Here is a 17,874-nt window from a genome sequence, read left to right as displayed (position 1 = left end):
CAGCCATTGACAGGACCGGTCGGCAAAATCGAGATAAACTAGAGTCCGGGTTGAACGTTTTCTTCGAACAGGTGGGTCATGGTTTCGAAATTCGTTGAGATGGTTTTCATCTATCCACCAGGAAAGCCAGCGGCTTAAAGACAAAAAAACCCCGGAGAAATCCGGGGTTTTTATAGGGTGATCTAGATTACCAGCGATTCAATATCACTCGATGATCTTGGCAACAACACCAGCACCTACAGTACGACCACCTTCACGGATAGCGAAGCGCAGACCGTCTTCCATCGCTACTGGAGCGATCAGGGTAGCTACGAAGTTAATGTTGTCACCAGGCATTACCATTTCAACGCCTTCTGGCAGTTCTACAGCACCGGTCACGTCAGTGGTACGGAAGTAAAACTGAGGACGGTAGCCCTTGAAGAATGGAGTGTGACGACCACCTTCGTCCTTGGACAGAATGTAAACTTCTGCTTCGAACTTGGTGTGAGGCGTTACAGTTCCTGGCTTGATCAGACACTGACCACGCTCAACTTCTTCACGCTTGGTACCACGCAGCAGCGCACCAATGTTCTCACCTGCACGACCTTCGTCCAGCAGCTTACGGAACATTTCAACACCGGTAACAGTAGTCTTGGTAGTCTCTTTGATACCAATGATTTCTACTTCTTCACCAACAGTGATGATACCACGCTCAACACGGCCAGTTACTACGGTACCACGACCAGCGATGGAGAATACGTCCTCGATAGGCATCAGGAACGGCTGATCGATAGCACGCTCTGGCTCAGGGATGTACTCGTCCAGGGTTTCAACCAGCTTCTTAACAGCGGAAGTACCCATTTCGTTGTCGTCTTTACCTTCCAGAGCCATCAGGGCAGAACCAGTGATGATTGGCGTGTCGTCACCCGGGAACTCGTAAGTGTCCAGCAGTTCACGAACTTCCATTTCAACCAGTTCCAGCAGCTCTTCGTCGTCTACCATGTCAGCTTTGTTCAGGAATACCACGATGTAAGGTACGCCAACCTGACGAGACAGCAGGATGTGCTCACGAGTCTGAGGCATGGGGCCGTCAGCAGCGGAACATACCAGAATAGCGCCGTCCATCTGGGCAGCACCGGTGATCATGTTCTTAACGTAGTCGGCGTGTCCTGGGCAGTCTACGTGAGCGTAGTGACGGCTAGGAGAGTCGTACTCTACGTGAGCAGTAGAGATGGTGATACCACGCTCACGCTCTTCAGGAGCGTTATCGATCTGAGAGAAGTCTTTAGCTTCGCCACCCCATACTTCTGCACATACGCGAGTCAGTGCAGCCGTCAGAGTAGTTTTACCGTGGTCAACGTGACCGATGGTGCCGACGTTTACGTGCGGCTTCGAACGTTCAAATTTTTCCTTAGCCATTTCTCTTGACCCTTAGATAAATATCAATGGTTCGGGGTAGTGATTGCAGCATTCTAACAGCCCTTTATGCCTGTTAGAACACCGCAGATACACTATTAACCCTGATTTTTAATGACCGCTTCAGCAATGCTGGCGGGAGCTTCGGCATACTCGCTGAATTCCATCGAGTATGTAGCACGCCCCTGAGTTGCTGAACGCAGATCTGTGGCGTAGCCGAACATTTCACCCAGTGGCACCTGAGCGTTAATAACCTTACCGGAAGGTGTATCTTCCATGCCCTGAACAATACCACGACGACGATTCAGGTCACCCATAACGTCACCCATGTAGTCTTCAGGTGTTACCACCTCGACCTTCATCATGGGCTCCATCAGAACAGGGTTAGCCTGTGGCGCGTATTTCTTCAGACATTGAGAAGCAGCGATTTTAAACGCCATTTCGTTGGAGTCAACATCGTGGTAAGAACCATCGTACAGACGAGCTTTCAGACCCAGCAGAGGGTAGCCGGCAATAACACCGTTCTGCATCTGCTCTTCCAGACCCTTCTGAACAGCCGGGATGTATTCTTTCGGAATAACACCACCAACAATCTCGTTGACGAACTGAAGACCTTCTTCACCTTCTTCAGCCGGAGAGAACTCAATCACAACGTGACCGTACTGACCACGACCACCAGACTGCTTGGCAAACTTGTGGTTAGCATCAACGGTAGCTTTCAGCTTCTCACGATAAGCAACCTGTGGTTTACCAATGTTCGCTTCAACCTTGAACTCGCGACGCATACGGTCAACGATGATGTCCAGATGCAGCTCACCCATACCGGAGATGATGGTCTGACCGCTCTCTTCGTCGGTATGAACACGGAAAGAAGGATCTTCCTGGGCCAGTTTACCCAGAGCGATACCCATCTTCTCCTGGTCAGCCTTGGTCTTTGGCTCAACCGCAACAGAGATTACAGGCTCCGGGAATTCCATACGCTCAAGAGTAATAACGCTGTTCATGGCGCACAGAGTGTCGCCAGTGGTCACGTCCTTCATACCGATCAGAGCAACGATATCACCCGCCAGACACTCTTTGAGTTCTTCACGGTTGTTAGAGTGCATCTGAACCATACGACCTACACGCTCACGCTTGCCCTTAACAGGGTTGTAAACGGTGTCGCCGGAATTCAGGGTACCGGAGTAACTACGGATGAAGGTCAGGGTACCCACGAATGGGTCGGTAGCAATTTTGAACGCCAGCGCAGCAAACGGAGCATTGTCGTCAGCTTCACGGGTTTCTACCGTGTCTTTACCGTCGTCCAGAATACCTTCAATGGCCTTAACTTCTTTCGGAGAAGGCATGTATTCGATAACAGCATCCAGAACGGCCTGAACACCCTTGTTTTTGAATGCAGAGCCGCCGAATACCGGAATAATTTCGTTAGCCAGGGTGCGAGCACGGATACCGGCCTTGATTTCTTCCTCGGAGAGTTCACCTTCTTCAAGGTACTTCTCCATCAGCTCTTCAGTGGACTCGGCAGCTGCTTCAACCATGTATTCGTGCATTTCTGCACAGACATCAGCCATCTCGGCAGGAATGTCTTCATAGTTGAAGGTCATGCCCTGGTCAGCTTCGTTCCAGATGATCGCCTTCATCTTAACCAGATCGACAACACCTTTGAACTCGTCTTCAGAGCCAATTGTCATCTGCATCGGAACAGCATTTGCGTTCAGACGATCGCGCAGCTGATCTACTACCATCTGGTAATTAGCACCGGTACGGTCCATCTTGTTGACGAAGACCATACGAGGTACTTCATACTTGTCAGCCTGACGCCATACGGTCTCAGTCTGAGGCTGAACACCAGAGGAACCACACAGAACAACGACAGCTCCGTCCAGTACACGCAGGGAACGCTCAACCTCAATGGTGAAGTCAACGTGTCCGGGAGTATCGATAATGTTTACACGATGCTCATCAAACTGAGCATCCATACCACGCCAGAAACATGTAGTAGCAGCAGAAGTAATGGTAATACCACGCTCCTGCTCCTGCTCCATCCAGTCCATAGTAGCTGCACCGTCGTGCACCTCACCAATTTTGTGGCTCAGACCGGTGTAGAACAATACACGTTCAGTGGTCGTTGTCTTACCCGCGTCAACATGGGCACAAATACCAATATTGCGATAGCGGTCAATAGGGGTTTTACGGGCCACGACTCAATCCTCTGATACTTAGAAACGGTAGTGAGAGAACGCTTTGTTAGCTTCAGCCATGCGATGCACGTCTTCACGCTTCTTGACAGCGGCACCCTTGTTCTCGGCAGCATCCATCAGTTCGCCGGCCAGACGAAGATCCATAGACTTCTCGCCACGCTTACGCGCAGCGTCAACCAGCCAGCGCATAGCCAGTGCTGTGCGACGGCTTGGACGAACTTCTACAGGTACCTGGTAGGTAGCACCACCGACGCGGCGGGACTTTACCTCTACCACAGGAGCGATGGACTCGAGCGCTTTTTCAAACTGCTCCAGAGGGTCCTTGCTGGTACGCTCCTGAACTTTGTCCAGTGCGCCATAGACGATTTTCTCGGCAACAGATTTTTTACCGGAAACCATCACATGGTTAATGAATTTTGCCAGAGTCTTGTTATGAAACTTTGGATCTGGCAGTACTTCGCGCTTGGCGACTACGCGTCTTCTTGGCATTGATAAGCCCTCTTTTCGGCCTTCAGGTAGCTCAGGAAAAAACTCCTGACCTTACTCTTATCAACCTACTGTTAAATTCTTGCTCTACTGAGCGTTCTCAAGTCTAGTCTCTGGACACTGGTTTCAAGCAACCAGTTCAAGACTTAGGCTTTTTGGTACCGTACTTGGAACGGCCCTGCTTACGGTCGTTAACACCCTGAGTATCCAGGCTACCGCGAACGGTGTGGTAACGAACACCGGGCAAGTCTTTTACACGACCGCCACGGATCAGAACAACACTGTGCTCCTGCAGGTTGTGACCTTCACCACCAATGTAGGAAGTCACTTCGAAGCCGTTGGTCAGACGCACACGACAAACTTTACGCAGCGCAGAGTTTGGCTTCTTGGGGGTAGTAGTGTAAACACGGGTGCATACACCGCGACGCTGTGGGCAGGCCTGCAGCGCAGGAACGTCGGTCTTTTTGACCTTACGCTTGCGAGGCTTGCGAACCAGCTGGTTAATTGTTGCCATTGGCGAACTCCAGTCGTTTCTAAGTAAGTAAGAATCAGCTGCGTCAGAGGAGTGCGCAGAAGATTCTTTGCTTCAACGGCAAAAGCCGGCGTAAAAACCGGCATCTACCAACCCCTTTCAAATACAGCTAGGGGCAATATAAAGCGGCGAAATTTTACGGAATGCTGGGAATTGCGTCAAGTCTGTGGATAACACAAATCGTGTAAAAGTGAAGCTCGCGGAGTAAAATCCCGATTATTGCGATTCACTCCGGATGTCAGAGTTGTGATAAAGTCCCGCCCATACCCTAGATCACCCTCAGGATTACCATGAAACGCGAACTGGCGATTGAATTCTCACGTGTGACCGAAGCGGCAGCCCTGGCTGGTTATAAGTGGCTTGGCAGAGGCGATAAGAATGCGGCTGACGGTGCAGCAGTTGAAGCCATGAGAGCCATGCTCAACAAAGTTCAGATGGATGGCGAGATTGTCATTGGTGAAGGCGAAATCGACGAAGCCCCCATGCTCTACATCGGAGAAAAAGTCGGCAAGGGTCAGGGCGAGAGTATTGATATTGCCGTTGATCCTATTGAAGGTACCCGCATGACTGCAATGGGTCAGAACAATGCTGTGGCCGTTCTGGCTGCAGGCGATAAAGGTTCCTTCCTGAAAGCGCCCGACATGTATATGGAAAAGCTGGTTGCCGGTCCTGGCGCGAAAAACGCCATCGACCTGAACCTTAGCCTTGAAGAGAACATCCATAATGTCGCCAAAGCACTGCACAAGCCCATAGAAAATCTGACCGTTATCACACTGGCCAAGCCTCGTCACGACAGCGCCATTGAGATGATGCAAAAAATGGGCGTAAAGGTTTTTGCCCTTCCTGATGGTGATGTAGCCGCCTCTATTCTGACCTGTATGCCCGACAGCGAAGTCGACATGATGTACTGCATCGGCGGTGCACCCGAAGGCGTAGTATCGGCAGCTGTGATTCGTGCATTGGGTGGCGATATGCAAGGTCGTCTGATGACCCGCGATCAAGCCAAAGGCGATACGCCTGAAAACAGGGCTGCCGGTGATGTTGAACGCAGCCGCTGTAAAGAAATGGGTATTGAGCCCGGCGTTCTCTTGCGTCTGGATGATATGGCCAGTTCTGATAACGTGGTGTTCTCGGCCACCGGTATTACCAAGGGCGACCTGCTGGAAGGTGTTTCCCGCCAGGGTAATATCGCAGAAACTGAAACACTGGTGATTCGTGGTAAATCCCGTACGATCCGTCGTATCAAGTCTATCCACTATCTGGACCGTAAAGACGACGACATCAAGGGCGTCATCCTTTAACTTTGTTTTCCTCCGAGCCATTGTCTATTGAAAACAGAAATGGCTCCCCCTTCTTTCTATTCGCAACTGTTGTCAATTAAATCTGAGCAGCGGTGCTTGAGGGATGAGCCAGGAGAATATGCTTCAAAATTGCTCAGCAAATCATTTTAATGATTTCTTACGAGATAATTGGCAGCAACCTTGACAACAGACACGGTAGCTAAACAGAAAGCTGCGGGCTTTCCCATAAAGACAGAAGTAGCAACACCAGTAGCAAGTTCGACAGTCACTCCACGCTCCCGTTCATGAATACTCACGAAAACGCCGGTAGTACAAATAATAAAATTAGAAGCGACATTCCCAACATGGTTCTCATCTGCAACTATTGCAGCTGCAGCTGCGGTGGCCCCGCCAGCAATCCCAACAAGAAGCGAGGGATTTGGGTGAGCAAACATGTCAACAGTCTCGCGAATAAATTTAATAGTTCTTTCCAAAATAACTACCATGCGTTCCTGCAATGGAATTTTCCCTATCTTTTTTAAATCAATATCAGTTAATTCTTTTCGACAGAAGTGGCAGTTTTTTTTGTCATTCCTTGCCAACCATTTCTGCATGCATGATTTACCAAAAGTATGCCCGCATTTTAGTTTGATGCTTTTGCAATTTGCTGTGTCAAAACATATTGCGCACTTAATATTATCAACTCTGCAATCACCATTCATAGCAAAACCCCCTATTATACTTTTTCGCTTATTACATTATTAGATACTTATTTTTGGTTTTAGTTCCTTATAAATACTTGGATTTTTAACTCGTTCTGTCATCAAGGTGTTTTTTCTCTCCCGAAATGCGATAGATAATCCCCTTTAGAGCGATGAGGCAGGACATCAACAGGATCTTGCTTTACTGGCTGACGCCACCCCGGCCACTGGTATTACCAAGGACGACCTGCTGGAAGGTATTTCCCGCCAGAGTAACATCGCAGAAACCCAAACACTGGTGATTCGTGGTAAATCCCGTACGATCCGTCGTATCAAGTCTATCCACTATCTGGACCGTAAAGACGACGACATCAAGGGCGTCATCCTTTAACTTTGTTTTCCTCCGAGCCATTGTCTATTGAAAACAGAAATGGCTCCCCCTTCTTTCTATTCGCAACTGTTGTCAATTAAATCTGAGCAGCGGTGCTTGAGGGATCAGCCAGGAGAATATGCCTCAAAATTGCTCAGCAAATCATTTTAATGATTTCTTACGAGATAATTGGCAGCAACCTTGACAACAGACACGGCAGCTAAACAGAAAGCTGCGGGCTTTCCCATATAGACAGAAGTAGCAATACCAGTAGCAATACCAGTAGCAATACCAGTAGCAAGTTCGACAGTCAATTGACGCTCCCATTCAAGAATACTCACGGAAACGCCGGTAGTACAACTAATAAACATACAAGCGCCAATCCCACCATTGTTCTCATCTACAACCAATCCAGCTACAGCTGCGGTAGCCCCGCCAGCAATCCCAACAAGAAGCGAGGGATTTGGGTGAGCAAACATGTCAACAGTCTCGCGAATAAATTTAATAGTTCTTTCCAAAATAACTACCATGCGTTCATGCAATGGAATTTTCCCTATCTTTTTTAAATCAATATCAGTTAATTCTTTTCGACAGAAGTGGCATTTTTTTTGGTCATTCCTTGCCAACCATTTCTGCATGCATGATTTACCAAAAGCATGCCCGCATTTTAGTTCGATGCTGTCGCATTTTGCTGTGTCAAAACATATTGCGCACTTAATATCATCAACTCTGCAATCACCATCCATAGCAAACCCCCCTATTATACTTTTGGCTTATTACATTATTAGATACTTATTTTTGGTTTTAGTTCCTTATAAATACTTGGATTTTTAACTCGTTCTGTCATCAAGGTGTTTTTTCTCTCCCGGAAGGCGATAGATAATCCCCTTTAGGGCGATGAGGCAGGACATCAACAGGATCTTGCTTTACTGGCTGACGACACCCCGGCCACCGGTATTACCAGGGGCGACCTGCTGGAAGGTGTTTCCCGCCAGGGTAACATCGCAGAAACCCAAACACTGGTGATTCGTGGTAAATCCCGTACGATCCGTCGTATCAAGTCTATCCACTATCTGGATCTTAAAGATGACGACATCAAGGGTGTCATCCTTTAACCTTGTTTTCCTCCGAGACATTGTCTATTGAAAACAGAAATGGCTCCTTCCTTCTTTTGTTCATGGCTCTTGTCAATTAAATCTGGCACCAGTGACTGAGGGATCAGCCAGGAGAATATGCTTCAAAATTGCTCAGCAAATCATTTTAATGATTTCTTACGAGATAATTGGCAGCAACCTTGACAACAGACACGGCAGCTAAACAGAAAGCTGCGGGCTTTCCCACAAAGACAGAAGTAGCAACACCAGTAGCAAAACCAGTAGCAAGTTCGACAGTCAATTGACGCTCCCATTCATGAATACTCACGAAACCGCCGATAGTACAACTAATAAACATAGAAGCGCCAATCCCACCATTGTTCTCATCTACAACCAATCCAGCTACAGCTGCGGTAGCCCCGCCAGCAATCCCAACAAGAAGCGAGGGATTTGGGTGAACAAGCATGTCAACAGTCTTGCGAATAAATTTAATAGTTCTTTCCAAAATAACTACCATGCGTTCATGCAATGGAATTTTCCCTATCTTTTTTAAATCAATATCAGTTAATTCTTTTCGACAGAAGTGGCAGTTTTTTTGGTCATTCCTTGCCAACCATTTCTGCATGCATGATTTACCAAAAGCATGCCCGCATTTTAGTTCGATGCTGTCGCAATTTGCTGTGTCATAACATATTGCGCACTTAATATTATCAACTCTGCAATCACCATCCATAGCAAAACCCCCTATTATACTTTTGGCTTATTACATTGTTAGATACTTATTTTTGGTTTTAGTTCCTTATAAATACTTGGATTTTTAACTCGTTCTGTCATCAAGGTGTTTTTTCTCTCCCTGAAGGCGATAGATAATCCCCTTTGGGGCGATGAGGCATTGCACTGAGCAGTCGTGACAGGTAGCGTTGAATCATTGACTCAATGGATTGAGCACATGTTAACGACACTACCGCGTCTCCTTACGATTTTTTTATCGCTTCTGCTTGTCAATCTGGCCTGGGCATCGGAACCCGAGCTCTGGTATCAAAAGGTCTGGTGTGAAGGCAGAGGTGGAGAAGTTGAAGCCAGACTCGACGACGGTAGACGTGTCGATTGCATCACTGACCGTTACGCCATCGAAATGGATTTTGCCAACAAATGGCCTGAAGCCATCGGCCAGTCTCTTGCCTATGGAATGCTGACCAAAAAACAGGCTGGGATTGTGTTGATTCTGAGAAAACCATCCGACCATGAATATTGGGAACGCTTACAACAGGTTCTGGAGCACTATAAACTGCCGGTTACTACCTGGAAGCTTGGCCCCTGAAGCCACAGTTTTTTCTTTTATGAAAAAAGTTTAATGATTCACTCATCTTCCGGTTAACTGCTTTCGATTAATCTAAGCCCACCTTTTACACAGATACCCATTTCGAAAGAAAAACCGGAGATTGAAACCATGAATAAGACACTATCTGCTTTCCTCGCTGCTTCAACGATCGCACTGACCACTGGCAACGCATTTGCTGAATACACCGGCCCCAGCAGCACACCCAGGATCAATGATGTTACTTCCATCATCGAAAACCCGGTTGATGACTCCCAGGTGGAACTTACCGGTTACCTGACCAACAAAATCGACGATGAAACCTACACCTTTTCAGATGGCAACGACAGCATTCAGGTAGAGATTGAATCCAGAGACATGCCTCAGGTGCAGATCAATGAAAAGACCAAAGTTAAGATTTTGGGCGAAGTAGAAAGCGGTGCTTTTGAAACAACCGAGATAGAAGTCGAAAAAATCACCGTCATCTGAACAGAGCTTCACTTTAAACAAGGGTTGCCGGAAATTCTCTGACAACCCTCAACCCTTTGAAGACAAAAACGATAATAATCTACCGAAAGGCACGTCTAATCAATCTACCTGATATACCAGTGTAGAACCAGAGACTTCATGACCGATTATCAATAAAGGCTTTCCAGTTGGACTGTCAGTGGCTTCTACAAACTTCATACCCTCCGGAGAAACATCCCCCGCTTTTTCTGGTTCTTTCTCAGTATCAACTGAAAAATCACGGTTGTAGACATAGCTGACAAACTTGGCTTTTTCAGGATGAGTCACGTCGTACATCAGGACACCGCCGGTTCGTTCCAGACCAATAAACGCATATTGACGTCCATCAATCTCACCCACAGCCAATGCCTCTGGCTCAGGGCCTTTGTCGTCACTGCGGTTATCACCTTTGGTTTCTTCGTCATTATTGTTGAAGTGTTTACCCAGCACAGCGGCCGTCACTTCTTCAAAGTCGCTGCCTGAGTCATAGACCAGCTCACCTGTTTCGTTCCAGATAGAAAATGAGCGTGCTCCGTAGGAGTAAAGTTCTTCAAACTTGCCGTCGTTATCCGAATCACCCAGAGTGTTGGTAATTTTCAGACGAGCCAGCTTTTTCTGGTCCTTGGCTGCTTCAGCGTTAGGGTGCTCCAGGGCCACCTTAACCTTTTTGGTACGAACTTCTTCTGTGAACCCCAGGCAACCGTCTTCATCATCGTATTTCAGACCACCAGAAGCCAGACATTGAGCTTCAGAAGCAGCTTTGTACCAATAATCTCTGGCATCACCTTCGTTGGCTGTTACAACATAGGTTTTACCTTTCACGGAATAGGTAGCAATGGTATCTGGCTGATACATACCATAGACACCACTCCATTTTTGCAGATTCACACCACCGTCTTTATTACTGGCATCCATCGCAAACTGACCATAATCCTTGTAACCAAGGGGAACAATAGAATCAATGCGAGCATTGGCAATATCAACCAATGCCAGGGCATTGTTTTCCTGCAGAGAGACGTACGCTGTTCTGGAATCATCAGAAACGGCTATGTACTCGGGCTCAAGATCCTGAGCCACAGAAGCATCACGACCAAAAACCCTGACATCCTCTGGCAGCTCACTGTTTCTGGAGTACCCCTTGTTGAAAGCAGTGAAAGTAGCATGACGTGGTTCTTCCAGTTTGCCTTCAGAGGTAACCTTGACGACACTGACTGAACCTTCCGGGTCAATTTTGTAATCCGATGAGGGTTCACCTTCGTTCGCTGTCAGCAGGTATTTTCCATCGGGCGTAAAGGTCACCATATCAGGCAGTGCACCTACAACCTTATAGTCACTGAATACAGCGCCACCTTCAGAATCGAGCTTATAAACTATGACAACGCCTTTCTTTTGTTTGTCACTGTTTTCAACAGCAACAGCCAGCAGATCGCCATGAACAGAAACGCTGTTGGCGGTGCCCAGCTTCATGCCGTCAATACTGGATTCAAGATTGATCTTGCCAATTTTGAGTATATTGGAATCCATGGTCGGATTAGCCAGAGGCTGCCCCTTGAGTGATTTACCGCTGAGAATATCTACGGTTTTATCCAGGGCGTTGACAACATAGATAGATTGACTGGCTTTATGCCAGGCCACAATCTCTGCAGCCCCTTTATGGTAACTGCCAGAAGCATATCGAGCGATCGGCTCCATGGTGGGATGGGAAACTTCAACGTTTTCCTGAACCATTGAACAGCCAGCCAAAATGAAGGGAGCTGCCAGAGTGATAGCGTTGCGAGCGAGTTTCAGTTCCATTGAGATTCCTGATTTTATTCAATTTGATCAGGGCTTTTTATAACGGTTACAAATGACTATTTAATGACATTGTTGACACAAAGACGACAAAAACTGGCTTTTCTCGTCCCACCACTGGAGAGGCTATAGCATAAAGGAATACCCCGCTGTCATATTTCTCAAAAAAAATGCTACCTTGAAACAGTCTGACCATCGATAAAGGCAGTTTATGATGAGAAAATTATTAACATTACTTTTTTTTACTTCATAGCATCCGCATCAGCGGCAAATGCAAATCCTAAAATATTTCAAGCAGCTGAGAAATTTATACTTTTGTGTAACGTGTTATCATTAAAAATTATGCCTCCGGGAAGTCAAAACTATGAAATATATAAGTCTATTAGTTTTAACAGTGGTTTGAATATAATGATTGACGATATCAGGATATTGCTTTCTGAATTGCAACACAGATCTACCAGAAAAGATTTGAGTGTAAAATCTTTGTTTGTTATGAACATGCCTAAGTTGCCTTTTCCTGTTTTTCCACCAGCCTTCTATGAGGCTACAGCTGATCTTAATTTGCAACAAACACGAGCAGTTTCGCTCGATCAATTTTGTTTGCAAAATTTTGAAAAACCAGAGAGTCAACTATATGAAAAGTTAAACAATCTACTATCAAGAGTTAAAGAAATAATTGTAGGCAACGAGCAGTTTAAGAGCTTATCTTAGGGTAGACATTAAGCTCAAAAAAGCTTCATTTCCAGCGGCAGAACTCACCTTGAACAGCCAAAATAAAGCTTCGCGAAAAGTATCAAGGCTGAACAAGATGAGTATCGCAAATAGTAGACTAGTTCAAAAAAACTGCTGACGTGTTTCGACCGGTCTGAACTTCTCAGTATGGCGGAACAGCTTGGTTTTACTATACGACAGCGAGATATCCGCCCCTTGGACTTTATCCTTTCACTGATTGATGCCCTTGCTGGTGATGGAAACTGCGATACTCAAGCCGATCTCCACCGTAAATTTAATGAGTTGACGGGGCTGAATGTCTCCTATCGTTCCTGGGCAAATCAAGCTAAAAAAGACGCGATGCCTGCTCTTGTCCTCTGGCTATGGGTGCAGTGTCTGGAAGTCTTTACCCGCAAAGTCATGGCGTTTGATGAGGACAGTCCATTTTCAGAGTTCGAGCACATTCTGATTCATGACGGCTCATCGCAGGCTGTCTACAATGCCCTAAAGGAAACATTTCCCGGCAGGTTCTCAACGGTCAGTCCTGCTGCTGTAGAACTTCATACGACAATGGATCTTCTTACCAACAATCTGGTGCGCGTGCAGCTCACTGAAGATACCCGTTCAGAAAGAGACTGTCTGCCACCACTGCCAACCTCCATGGCTAATATCCTGATGCTGATCGATGCCGGTTATTTTGAGTTGGAACGCTTTGCTGCCATTGATGATCGGGAAGGTTCTTTTATCTGCAAGGCACCTCAGAGTATCAACCCGACGATACTCAGCGCAGTACGGGAGGATGGCAAAAATCTGAATCGCTACAAAGGGAAAAAACTTAAGGAAGTGTTGTCTGGCTTCCCTAAAGATCAATGCCTCGACCTGGATGTAGAATGGCCAGGATTCAAAGCCTGGCCATATCGTTTGGTTGTCCGCTGGAATGACAGGAAACTGAAATGGGTATTCGTTGTAAGCAACCTTAACCGGGTTGAGTTCACCCTGAATGAAGTACTTCAGGCCTATCGTCTACGATGGCAAATAGAGCTTATCTTCAAAGAGATCAAGTCCTATTCAGGGTGGCATCGTTTTAACACTAAATCAGCGACACTGGTGTTTAGCCTGATTCTGATGTCCTTCGTGGTTGTGACGTTGAAAAGGTATCTTGCCCATGCTGCACAGGCGAACCTCTATGAAAGTGGAGCCATTGAAGAAATCTCGACGCATAAGGCGATGAAAAGTGGAACCCGACTGTTTGGTAATGTCATTTTATCCCTTATGAATGCAGGAAAGTCTCTGCTCTCACATACAAGGAAGCTGCTCAACTTCTGGGCAGATAATGCGAAACGTGAACACCCTGCACGAGATGGTTGTTCAGGGCGTACAAGATTAGGTCTTTGTGCTGTGGGTGGGGCTTAATGTCTACCTTAAGAAGAGCTTATGTGAAAACTTAAGTTTACACACACCACTATCAGAAGTTGTAGAATCTCTCCATAGGATAAGGTAATGAGTTTTAGGTAATCGAGAACGACAAACCAGAGCTCTGGGCAGCCTCTGCAACATGAAAACAATTAGAATAGTCCCCTGAAAAAACAAACCCGGAGCCAACTCCGGGTTTGATTCGTACTTAGACAATAGTCTGACTTCAAGCCTGCTCAGCAGTAGCCTTTTCATCAGCCTTTGGAGAAGCTTTAGTCAAACAGATAAAGCCTGCAATACCCGCGATCAGGGAGGCAATCAGAACCCCTGCTTTTGCCAGTATCAGATCATTGGGGCTGCCAGCAAATGCCAGCTCTGATATGAAGATAGACATGGTGAAACCAATTCCGCCCAGGAAGGCAACACCGACAATATGCAGGAAGTTACATTCATGAGGCAAATCACCCCATCCCAGTTTCCAGCCTACCCAGGTAGCACCGGCAATACCAATTAACTTCCCTAACACCAGACCCAGAGTAACACCCAGAGTGACGTTATTGAAAATCTCGGTATCCCCGGAGAATACATTAAAGGGTATACCGGCGTTAGCCAGGGCAAAAATAGGAATGACGATATAGGTAACAGGCAGGTGCAGACCCGTTTCGATTTTCTGCAGTGGCGCTTCTGCCAGGCGGGCACCATTACCCAAAGCCCGAACGTAAGCCCGCACTTTTTCATTTCGCAGAACATCTTCACCGGGGCGGTAACTGCGATCAAATCGCCGAATCAGATTTTTTACCTGAGTGCTGAAAGCAACTGGATCGTATTTCGGTTTTGCCGGTATGGCAAAAGCAGTAATAACACCAGCCAATGTCGCATGAATACCTGCTTCGTAGAGCTGAAACCAAAGGCCGGCACCTATTAGCAGATAGGGCAGTGGACTACGAATACCGGAAGCATTGAGAACCCACAATAATGCAGTAAATCCTGCAGCCCATAGCAAAGCAAGCTGATTGATTTCGTTGGTATAGAAGACGGCAATGATCATGATAGCGCCCAGGTCATCCACAATGGCCAGGGCCACCAGGAAGGTAATCAGGCTTTTAGGAACACGACCACCCAGCAGTGCACAAGTACCAACAGCAAAAGCAATATCTGTTGCCATCGGAATGCCCCAGCCGTCTGCAGCAACACCGCTCGGGTTGATGCCGGCGTAGATCAGTGCGGGCACCACCATACCACCAATCGCGGCCATGATAGGCAATACGGCATGCTTGAGGTCAGAAAGCTCACCGACAAGGAATTCACGCTTGAGTTCGAGACCAACATGAAAAAAGAAAAAAGCCATCAAGCCATCATTGACCCAATGATGAATAGACATCTTCAGACCACCGTCGCCGAAAGAAACTCCGGCGTAGGTTTTCAGGATCTGTTCATAGAGAGGGTACAGACTACTGTTCGCGATCACCAGAGCGATGACAGCGCAGATCATCAGAAGGATACCGCTGGTCGTTTGACGATGAATAAATTCTTCAAAAGGCGTGAGGATGCGGTCAAATGCCACCTCCCAGCGAGCGTTATGAACCTTGCCTTTTCGACCTATAAATTTTGTGAAATTATTTCCCGCCACAGCAACTCCTCAAGAGCATCAAGCTTGACACCGTAGACTACATCATGAGGTTGTTGATGTCTCGTGAATGTTCAGTGAGTCTTTTATTTGCCTGTAGTCAGTCGTCTGTTGAAGGTTTTATCTCTAAACCTCTCAAGTTTAAAAAAGAGGGCTTTTCTCCTGAGCCGGTTGCTGTTTAACACAGACATAGCAAGCTGTTTCCATCAACTCGTTCCTCAAAAAAGCATTTCTTCATATTATTACCTTTCTCGATAATTGGTAGAAAAATATAATGCCTGCTTCAGCCGCCTTATACTATCGGCTGGGCGCAGCGAACGAGCAGATAGCACTTACTATGTGACTGCTTGAATAGTGTATTTGTGCTAATGTTGATTAACTGTGATCGAGGCCGAATCAAAGTAAAATTTTCAAGAGAGAATCACAGTGAAAAGATCAATGATAATATTTTTATTTATCTCGTTTATTTCTACTGCTGCTGAAATAAAAAAGATTTCTAACAATCAATTTGAATACAAAAACAATCAAGGTGAAATAAGAAAAATTCTAATAGATAAGCCAATAGGAATGGTGAACTATATAGCTGTCATCAGGCAGGCTATATTCACAAGGTTTCTGATACGAACAAACGATGGGAACCACTATCTACACCATGAAGCCTTCGAAGTACCAGACTCTCCATTAGCTGCATATTATAAGCAGCTCAGTGACAATCAACGAACACCATTTGTTACCACGGAGGGATTATATAACCTCGCAAGTGCAGGAACATTTCTTAACTCACAACAGCCTGCAACAGAGCCCAGGCACGTAATGATCACAACCGCTCTTAGCGATGTGCAAAGAAGCAGTTCTGGCGATGAGTTATACATTCGTCCAATGCATGAAAATGACGCATTTGTCAGAGTGACGGGAGGCGTTTATTCCATTGTCTTTCAGGCTCATTTCAAATGAAATTTGCGGTCTAAGGTCAGTCTGCCTTTAAACGTCCCATAATCTCCTTTATTTGTCCTTTACATGTCCTATAATTGTCCGAATAGGGTTTTAAGGGACACATTTAAGAGACAATGATGACGTTAAGTATTGGCGATCAACTTCATGAAATCATTAAAGTTATAGAGCTGAATTCAAGAGGTCTGGCTCGAAAGGAGATCTCAGATCTACTTTCTTTTTCTATAAATAACAAGACATTACAGAGACGGTTAAACAGCCTTTGTGCTAACGGAGTTATTGCAAAAGAAGGAAACAAAAGAACAACAAAGTACTATCCGACTCATCTTTCCCGAACCGATAGTAAGAGACAAAATAAGGACAAATCGAGCTTAATTTTCAGCCCCAATAGCCAGAATGCTCTTTATTTGCTGGAAACACCGCTCCATGCCCGGACGAGAGTGTCCTATAACAGGGAATTTATCGAAGCTTATGTCCCTAACGAAACAAGTTATGTCCCTTATGACATTCGCAGACAACTATTCCTGAAAGGTAAACGCTTTGATCAACAGTTAGCCGCTGGCACCTATGCCCGTCAGATATGTCAGAGACTTCTGATTGACCTGTCTTACAACTCAAGTCGACTCGAGGGAAATACTTACTCAAAACTTGACACTCAGAAGCTGATTGAAAATGGCATTACGGCTGATGGAAAAATTCATGAAGAAACCGTGATGATTATGAATCACAAAGAAGCAATTCTGTTTCTCATTGAAAATGCAGAATTGATCAAACTCGACAGTTTTACTCTATTCAACCTGCACAACCTCCTCTCCCAGGACTTACTGGCAAATCCACAGAGTTGCGGTAACATCCGAACAGTAACCGTCGAAATAGGAAAATCAAGTTACACGCCTCTCGAAAACCCTCATATCCTTAGAGAAATGCTGGAACTGATAATGGTCAAAGCCAATAAAATAGAAGACCCATTCGAACAGAGCTTCTTTCTTCTGGTGCATCTTTCATACTTGCAGGCATTTGAAGATGTCAATAAGCGCACCTCTCGCCTGACTTGTAATATCCCATTTATCAAGCAGAATCTATGCCCTCTAAGCTTTACCGATGTCCCCCGCGATGACTATATTGCCGCACTGCTGGCAATTTATGAATTTAATGACATCAGCCCTATGCTGGATCTATTTGCCTGGGCTTATCTTTGCTCCTGCAATCAGTACGAAGTTGTCAAAAAGTCACTGGGAGAGATCGATGCCTTCCGAGTCCAACACCGACATTTGAGAAAACAGGTCATGGGTCAGGTCATCCGTGATAATTTACACCGTCAAGATGCGGCTCAACTTATCGAACAATTCTGCCTGAACAATGGCATCGGAGATGTTGAGAGGTTTATGGCTATGACAATGACCGACCTTAACAATCTCCACGCTGGCGCTATCATTGGCCTTGGAATATCAGAAAGCCAATTTTATATCTGGCTGGCTGGGAAATAAGCAGCAGCAC

Annotated in this window: 19 protein-coding genes; 9 read left to right on the top strand and 10 right to left on the bottom strand. The window is 46.1% G+C overall.

All coding sequences use genetic code 11. The annotated features are described in order from the left end of the window. Positions 1-204 precede the first annotated feature (204 nt). The 4 genes from tuf to rpsL all read right to left on the bottom strand — a co-directional run bounded on the left by tuf (position 205) and on the right by rpsL (position 4,596). Complete coding sequence (tuf, locus tag ACOMHB_RS03895; protein WP_257254328.1) at positions 205-1,398, bottom strand: elongation factor Tu; 1,194 nt, start codon at positions 1,396-1,398, stop codon at positions 205-207. Between the two features lie 95 nt (positions 1,399-1,493). Next, positions 1,494-3,596 carry an elongation factor G gene (gene fusA / locus ACOMHB_RS03890; protein ID WP_422136678.1) on the bottom strand — a complete coding sequence of 701 codons (2,103 nt, stop codon included), beginning with the start codon at positions 3,594-3,596 and terminating at the stop codon, positions 1,494-1,496. A gap of 18 nt (positions 3,597-3,614) precedes the next feature. Next, positions 3,615-4,085 carry a 30S ribosomal protein S7 gene (gene rpsG, locus ACOMHB_RS03885; protein ID WP_252177337.1) on the bottom strand — a complete coding sequence of 157 codons (471 nt, stop codon included), beginning with the start codon at positions 4,083-4,085 and terminating at the stop codon, positions 3,615-3,617. Positions 4,086-4,221: 136 nt separating this feature from the next. Continuing rightward, complete coding sequence (gene rpsL / locus ACOMHB_RS03880; RefSeq protein WP_034841716.1) at positions 4,222-4,596, bottom strand: 30S ribosomal protein S12; 375 nt, start codon at positions 4,594-4,596, stop codon at positions 4,222-4,224. A gap of 308 nt (positions 4,597-4,904) precedes the next feature. On the opposite strand from rpsL, the gene glpX reads away from it, so the two are divergent. Beyond that, the gene (gene glpX, locus ACOMHB_RS03875) at positions 4,905-5,915 is read left to right on the top strand and encodes a class II fructose-bisphosphatase (RefSeq protein WP_448215574.1); all 1,011 of its coding nucleotides are present in this window, start codon (positions 4,905-4,907) and stop codon (positions 5,913-5,915) included. Positions 5,916-6,061: 146 nt separating this feature from the next. On the opposite strand, the gene ACOMHB_RS03870 is transcribed toward glpX, so the two are convergent. Further along, positions 6,062-6,616 (bottom strand): RING finger domain-containing protein, encoded by a 555-nt coding sequence (locus ACOMHB_RS03870; protein ID WP_448215573.1) that lies wholly within the window; start codon positions 6,614-6,616, stop codon positions 6,062-6,064. A gap of 184 nt (positions 6,617-6,800) precedes the next feature. Between ACOMHB_RS03870 and ACOMHB_RS03865 the strand changes: the two genes are divergently transcribed. After that, positions 6,801-6,986 carry a fructose-bisphosphatase class II gene (locus ACOMHB_RS03865; protein WP_448218602.1) on the top strand — a complete coding sequence of 62 codons (186 nt, stop codon included), beginning with the start codon at positions 6,801-6,803 and terminating at the stop codon, positions 6,984-6,986. 146 nt (positions 6,987-7,132) lie between these two features. On the opposite strand, the gene ACOMHB_RS03860 is transcribed toward ACOMHB_RS03865, so the two are convergent. Then, the gene (locus ACOMHB_RS03860) at positions 7,133-7,711 is read right to left on the bottom strand and encodes an RING finger domain-containing protein (protein ID WP_448215572.1); all 579 of its coding nucleotides are present in this window, start codon (positions 7,709-7,711) and stop codon (positions 7,133-7,135) included. 183 nt (positions 7,712-7,894) lie between these two features. On the opposite strand from ACOMHB_RS03860, the gene ACOMHB_RS03855 reads away from it, so the two are divergent. After that, positions 7,895-8,080 carry a fructose-bisphosphatase class II gene (locus ACOMHB_RS03855; protein ID WP_448218601.1) on the top strand — a complete coding sequence of 62 codons (186 nt, stop codon included), beginning with the start codon at positions 7,895-7,897 and terminating at the stop codon, positions 8,078-8,080. 145 nt (positions 8,081-8,225) lie between these two features. On the opposite strand, the gene ACOMHB_RS03850 is transcribed toward ACOMHB_RS03855, so the two are convergent. Together ACOMHB_RS03850 and ACOMHB_RS03845 are read right to left on the bottom strand one after the other, a co-directional pair. Beyond that, positions 8,226-8,792, bottom strand: a complete 567-nt coding sequence (locus ACOMHB_RS03850) for an RING finger domain-containing protein (RefSeq protein ID WP_448215571.1) — start codon at positions 8,790-8,792, stop codon at positions 8,226-8,228. Positions 8,793-8,892: 100 nt separating this feature from the next. Next, the gene (locus ACOMHB_RS03845) at positions 8,893-9,021 is read right to left on the bottom strand and encodes a hypothetical protein (RefSeq protein WP_448215570.1); all 129 of its coding nucleotides are present in this window, start codon (positions 9,019-9,021) and stop codon (positions 8,893-8,895) included. Here ACOMHB_RS03845 and ACOMHB_RS03840 point away from each other — a divergent pair. Further along, positions 9,009-9,380, top strand: a complete 372-nt coding sequence (locus tag ACOMHB_RS03840) for a hypothetical protein (RefSeq protein WP_448215569.1) — start codon at positions 9,009-9,011, stop codon at positions 9,378-9,380. The two genes, ACOMHB_RS03845 and ACOMHB_RS03840, sit on opposite strands and share 13 nt — an antisense overlap. A gap of 129 nt (positions 9,381-9,509) precedes the next feature. After that, positions 9,510-9,866, top strand: coding sequence for a YgiW/YdeI family stress tolerance OB fold protein (locus ACOMHB_RS03835; protein ID WP_448215568.1), 357 nt, complete (start codon positions 9,510-9,512; stop codon positions 9,864-9,866). A 99-nt stretch (positions 9,867-9,965) separates the two neighbouring features. Here the strand turns inward: ACOMHB_RS03835 and ACOMHB_RS03830 are convergent, their stop codons facing one another. Continuing rightward, positions 9,966-11,678, bottom strand: a complete 1,713-nt coding sequence (locus ACOMHB_RS03830; RefSeq protein ID WP_448215567.1) for a choice-of-anchor I family protein — start codon at positions 11,676-11,678, stop codon at positions 9,966-9,968. 405 nt (positions 11,679-12,083) lie between these two features. On the opposite strand from ACOMHB_RS03830, the gene ACOMHB_RS03825 reads away from it, so the two are divergent. Then, positions 12,084-12,386, top strand: coding sequence for a hypothetical protein (locus tag ACOMHB_RS03825; RefSeq protein WP_448215566.1), 303 nt, complete (start codon positions 12,084-12,086; stop codon positions 12,384-12,386). 132 nt (positions 12,387-12,518) lie between these two features. Then, a complete protein-coding gene (locus ACOMHB_RS03820; RefSeq protein ID WP_448218596.1) occupies positions 12,519-13,799 on the top strand; it encodes an IS4 family transposase in 1,281 nt (426 codons plus the stop codon). Between the two features lie 226 nt (positions 13,800-14,025). Here the strand turns inward: ACOMHB_RS03820 and nhaA are convergent, their stop codons facing one another. Continuing rightward, complete coding sequence (nhaA, locus tag ACOMHB_RS03815; RefSeq protein ID WP_448215565.1) at positions 14,026-15,429, bottom strand: Na+/H+ antiporter NhaA; 1,404 nt, start codon at positions 15,427-15,429, stop codon at positions 14,026-14,028. Positions 15,430-15,852: 423 nt separating this feature from the next. Here nhaA and ACOMHB_RS03810 point away from each other — a divergent pair, with 423 nt between their 5' ends. Together ACOMHB_RS03810 and ACOMHB_RS03805 are read left to right on the top strand one after the other, a co-directional pair. Then, positions 15,853-16,380, top strand: coding sequence for a hypothetical protein (locus ACOMHB_RS03810; RefSeq protein WP_448215564.1), 528 nt, complete (start codon positions 15,853-15,855; stop codon positions 16,378-16,380). 113 nt (positions 16,381-16,493) lie between these two features. Next, positions 16,494-17,864 carry a Fic family protein gene (locus tag ACOMHB_RS03805; RefSeq protein WP_448215563.1) on the top strand — a complete coding sequence of 457 codons (1,371 nt, stop codon included), beginning with the start codon at positions 16,494-16,496 and terminating at the stop codon, positions 17,862-17,864. Positions 17,865-17,874: the final 10 nt, after the last annotated feature.

This window comes from Endozoicomonas sp. 2B-B, assembly GCF_053470045.1.
Note: the sequence above shows the minus strand (reverse complement) of the source record. Positions and strands in the feature narration are given on the sequence as shown.